We start from the raw sequence: 4802 nt of genomic DNA on the forward strand, positions 1-4802 counted from the left end.
AAGTCATCACCGCGCAGGCAACATGAAGAAGCAGGGGCTTAGCTTGATTACGGCAGGCTCAATTCTGGCTGATATGGCACAGGTAGAAGCCGCTGGCTCCAAAATGTATAAGCTGGCGCCGATTAAACACTGGGAAACTGAACAGGTATTTGACCTGCTTCGGATAGCCGGTAGCAATCCCATTAAACGAGTCCCAGGTATCGTCATCGATACTTACCTGACTAACTTCGGTCTTCTGTTAGAGCTTTACGGCAATTACTCTCCACCAAAAGAAACGTAAAGAATGAGCCTAGACAAATTAATGGATTCCTGTGGGTGGATTCCTGTGGGAATCCTTTTTTTTGCCAATTAATCTAAATAAACACAAGCGGTTAGCGATGAATTCATCGATAATGCCCGCATGCAATTCAGTCATGATAATCTGCCGGATGATCCGGTGTTACTCAAACAAATTATTCTGCAACAGCAGCGGAAACTGCTGCTGTTGGAAGAAAGATTTCGTCTGGCCCAGCAAAAGCAGTTTGGCCAAAGCGCCGAGAGTCATCCCGGACAGGGCGAGCTGTTTAATGAGGTGGAAGTCGAGGCAGAAGCCCTCGAGCCCGAAGCTCAGCCTGCGGATGAGGCGCAAGCACTCAAGCACCGTAACAAGCCGGTGCGTAAACCACTTCCGGCCGAGTTGCCCCGGGAAGTGGTTATCCATGACATCAGCGATGCCGAGAAAATCTGCGCCTGCTGTGGCGGTGAGTTGCATCAAATGGGGAAAGAGAAGAGCGAGCAGCTCGAATTTATTCCTGCCCGGGTGAGAGTCATAGAGCGGGTGCGGCTCAAATACAGCTGCCGCACCTGTGACAAGCACGGCACTGAGGTGCAAATTAGCATAGCCCCCGTGCCCCCAAGCCCCATCCCCAAGAGCATGGCCACCGCCTCACTGCTCAGCCAAATCATCACCAGCAAGTACCAATATGGCTTGCCTTTGTATCGCCAGGAGAGCCTGTTCGCCCAATATGGTATCGAGCTGAGCCGCCAAACCATGGCCGACTGGATGCTCAAATGCGCTGAACTGCTGCAACCGCTGTACGATAAATTGCATACCGTTTTACTGCTACAACCGGTCATCCAAGCCGATGAAACCACGCTCAATGTGCTCAAGGAAGATAAAGCCATCTGTTATATGTGGCTGTATGCCAGCGGCAGCGACAGGCCCACTCCGCTGGCGATCCCCAATATCGTGCTCTACGACTACCAAGCCAGTCGCGCCGGACAATGTGCCGTGGATTTCTTGAATGGATATGATGGCTACCTACAAGTCGATGGCTACGCCGGTTACGGCCAAACTGCAGCAACCCTCGTCGGTTGCTGGGCCCACGCACGGCGCAAATTCAAAGAGGCGGAAATCGCCCAGCCCAAAGGCAAAACCGGCAAGGCAAACTGGGCACTGAATCATATCCAAAAACTCTACCGCATCGAAACCCTGAATAAGGACAGCAGTGCCGAGGTGCGCAGACAGCAAAGGCAATTGCACAGTCGGCCGTTACTCGATGAGTTGCATCGCTGGCTGGAAAAATCCCAACAGCATGTGCCACCCAAGAGCAGTCTGGGAAAGGCCATCGGCTACTGCCTGAATCAATGGCCCAATCTCACCCGCTATCTTGAAGACGGGCAGCTGAGTATCGACAACAATCGCGCCGAGCGGGCGATAAAGCCGTTCGTCGTCGGGCGCAAGAACTGGCTGTTTGCCAATACCGCCAAGGGTGCGGCCGCCAGCGCCATGCTGTACAGCATGATAGAAACCGCCAAGGCCAATGGGCTGGTGCCTTTCGACTACCTGATGCATTGCCTTGAGCAGCTATCCCTCAAGTCAGACAGTGTCGAACATCTGCTGCCCTGGAATGCAAAATTAGGCTAGGTGTAGATCGCCGGACGGATACGTTGGTTTGCGGTGACATTGCTTTGGTCTTCGTGTGGTCGATATCGTTAATCGCCAGATAAAGCTGATAATCATGGTGTTCGACCTTACCGCAATACTCCGTACCACGGTCAGTTAAAATGCGAAGCACAGGCAACTGGTGTGACTCGTAAAACGGCAGTACTTTGTCGTTCAGTAAGTCTGCTGCGGTGATCGGCGTTTTCGTGGTGTAGAGCTTGCAGTGCGCGACTTTGCTGTAAGTATCAACATAGGTTTGCTGGTATATACGCCCCACGCCCTTAAGGTTTCCGACATAAAACGTGTCTTGCGACCCCAGATAGCCAGGATGCGCGGTTTCAATCTCACCACAGGCTTCATCGTCGTGTTTTTTGCGCTCAAGTGCCGCAATCTGTTCATCGGTCAGCTCAATACCATCACGAGCAACTTTGGCTTCCAAGGCTTTCAAGCGCTTTTTAAAGTTCTCTAAATCATGTCGCAACCAGATTGAGCGGACGCCACTACCAGACACAAATACGCCTTTCTTGCGCAGTTCATTGCTGGTTCTGTGCTGGCCATGGGCCGGAAATTCAATCGCGTAATCCATCACTGCCTGTTCAACAGCTTCTTCGACACGGTTCTTGATATTTGGACTTCTACGGCTTTTTTCGATCAGCGCGTCAACACCGCCATCGTCTACTAATTCACGGTAGCGATAAAACGTATCACGAGACACACCCATGACTTTGCAGGCTCACTCTTAATTTGGTCTGTCGTGATTGGCAATTTATACCTGGATGATATACTGTGTTTATATACAGTTATGAGGTTCGTATGTCAGCAGTATACCTTGGTGATGCCAGTGTTTGGCCAAAACGTAAGATCCCGCTATATGGCGACCCGGTAAAAGCCGGGTTTCCTTCACCTGCGCAAGACTATGTCGAGCGCACACTCGATTTAAATGAACTGTGTATCCGCCACCCTAATGCGACCTTCTTTGTTCGTGTAGAGGGCGACTCCATGATTGAAGCCGGCATTTATGACGGCGATGTTTTAGTGGTAGACCGCTCTATTGATGCCGAGCATGGCGATATCGTGGTTGCTGCTGTTGGTGGTGAGTTTACGGTTAAAGAGTTTTGCACGCGCCCTTCACTGGCTTTACTGCCACGCAATCCGGCCTACAAACCGATACGGCCGCGTAATGGCGAAGAGCTAAGCATTTTTGGCGTGGTGACTAACGTTATCCGGCAAATGAAACGCAAATGAGCCAACCTATCTTCGCCTTGGTAGACTGCAATAACTTTTACGCCAGCTGCGAAAAGCTGTTCCGTCCAGACTTGGCTGATACACCTGTTGTTGTGCTGTCTAACAACGATGGATGTGTTGTCGCTCGCTCGAGAGAAGCTAAAAAGCTAGGCATTAAAATGGGCGTACCGGTATTTCAGGTGCGCGAGCTGATGCAAAAGCAGGGCGTAGTGGCCTTCTCATCTAACTACGCCCTTTATGCAGATATGTCGCAGCGGGTGATGAACACCTTGGAAAGCATGGCGCCCCGGGTTGAAGTGTATTCTATCGACGAGTCCTTTCTTGATTTGACCGGGGTAGATTTCAGCCAAAACCTGACGGAGTTTGGTTTAGCGGTGAGGCAGCGAGTGCAAAAGTATACCGGCATAACAGTATGTGTCGGCATAGCACCCACTAAAACCCTGGCAAAACTAGCGAACCATGCCGCCAAAACCTGGCCGAAAACCGCTGGTGTTGTCGATTTAACCAGTAAAGAGCGACAGCGAAAGCTGCTGGCTTTGCTACCTGTGGATGAAGTTTGGGGTATTGGCGGTAAGCTGACAAAACGTCTGCAGCAGTTAGGTATCGACACTGCGCTACAGCTGGCCGATGCTGACCCGAAATTTATCCGACAACATTTTTCGGTTGTGGTAGAGCGTACCTTGCGCGAGCTCAATGGCGAGTCGTGTATCGCATTGGAAGAAATAACGCCGACAAAAAAGCAGATTATCAGCAGCCGGGCTTTTGATGAACGCATCACCGATAAGCAGCAAATGCGCGAAGCCATCAGTGAATACATAAGCCGGGCCTGTAAAAAGCTTCGCCAGGAGCAGCAGGAAGCAAAATACTTAACCGTGTTTCTACGTACCAGCCCATTCAGCGATAAAGACGCACCTTACAGCGCCAGTAAAAGCGTCGAACTTGATAGCCCAACTAGCGATACCCGGGTTTTCCTTGCCAAAGCAATGCGGCTTTTAGACGGCCTTTGGCTGGAAGGATACCGCTACGCCAAAGCCGGCGTGATGTTGTCAGACTTTTACGACCCGGGCGTATATAAACCCGGGCTTTTTGATGAGCCGCTCATTAAAAAAGAATCAGACCAGCAGCTAATGCAGCTGATAGATAATTTAAACGCCAAACATGGCAAGACCATTTGGTTTGCCAGCCAAGGTACCAAACAGGACTGGAGCATGAAGCGTGAGCTGCTATCGCCGGCATACACAACCAACTGGCATGATTTACCGGTCGCGAAGTAAAGCAGCACAAAGTTAAATACAGCTGTGAAGCCATGCTCATTTAAACTTATAATTAAATTGTCATTACAGACCGGGACCAGGAAACTGGAGTAGTGATGCCGGAGCAACGTTCTGAAGGATCCCCTCATAAATCAGCCATAGCATAGCCATATTTGAGCAACTGATTGGCGAATAATACCCAGGCCGCCAGCAATTCTTTCTCCGTGATTTGATAATCAGGCCGCCTGAGTACCTCCAATCCCAAGCGAATCGTTGAGAGTACCGTTCGATGCCCAATGGTATTGGCCTGAAAATGCTTATCCCAGCCCTGTTGCTGTGCGTGTAAACCAACTAGCCACAACAGGCATTGAACCATCAAC

General features: G+C 50.6%; 3 protein-coding genes and 3 pseudogenes. 4 read left to right on the forward strand and 2 right to left on the reverse strand.

Annotated elements, in window-relative coordinates; all coding sequences use genetic code 11:
• Both L5M49_RS24715 and tnpC read left to right on the forward strand, forming a co-directional pair.
• Nucleotides 1–280: pseudogene (locus tag L5M49_RS24715) on the forward strand (phosphoadenosine phosphosulfate reductase); the annotation flags it as partial.
• A 120-nt stretch (nucleotides 281–400) separates the two neighbouring features.
• On the forward strand, nucleotides 401–1906 hold the full coding sequence (gene tnpC / locus L5M49_RS24720) for an IS66 family transposase (RefSeq protein ID WP_140906936.1): 1506 nt from the start codon (nucleotides 401–403) through the stop codon (nucleotides 1904–1906).
• 22 nt (nucleotides 1907–1928) lie between these two features.
• Here the strand turns inward: tnpC and L5M49_RS24725 are convergent.
• Nucleotides 1929–2645 (reverse strand): annotated as a pseudogene (locus L5M49_RS24725) (helix-turn-helix domain-containing protein); the annotation flags it as partial.
• Nucleotides 2646–2737: 92 nt separating this feature from the next.
• Between L5M49_RS24725 and umuD the strand changes: the two are divergent.
• Together umuD and umuC are read left to right on the forward strand one after the other, a co-directional pair.
• Entirely contained in the window at nucleotides 2738–3169 is a 432-nt protein-coding gene (umuD, locus tag L5M49_RS24730; protein ID WP_140906935.1) for a translesion error-prone DNA polymerase V autoproteolytic subunit, read from the forward strand.
• Nucleotides 3166–4443 carry a translesion error-prone DNA polymerase V subunit UmuC gene (gene umuC, locus L5M49_RS24735; protein ID WP_140906934.1) on the forward strand — a complete coding sequence of 426 codons (1278 nt, stop codon included), beginning with the start codon at nucleotides 3166–3168 and terminating at the stop codon, nucleotides 4441–4443. Before umuD ends, umuC begins: the two co-directional genes overlap by 4 nt.
• 124 nt (nucleotides 4444–4567) lie before the next feature.
• Here the strand turns inward: umuC and L5M49_RS24740 are convergent.
• Nucleotides 4568–4802 (reverse strand): annotated as a pseudogene (locus L5M49_RS24740) (IS4 family transposase); the annotation flags it as partial.

The organism is Shewanella sp. SM74 (assembly GCF_025653725.1).
Lineage (GTDB): Bacteria > Pseudomonadota > Gammaproteobacteria > Enterobacterales > Shewanellaceae > Shewanella > Shewanella oncorhynchi.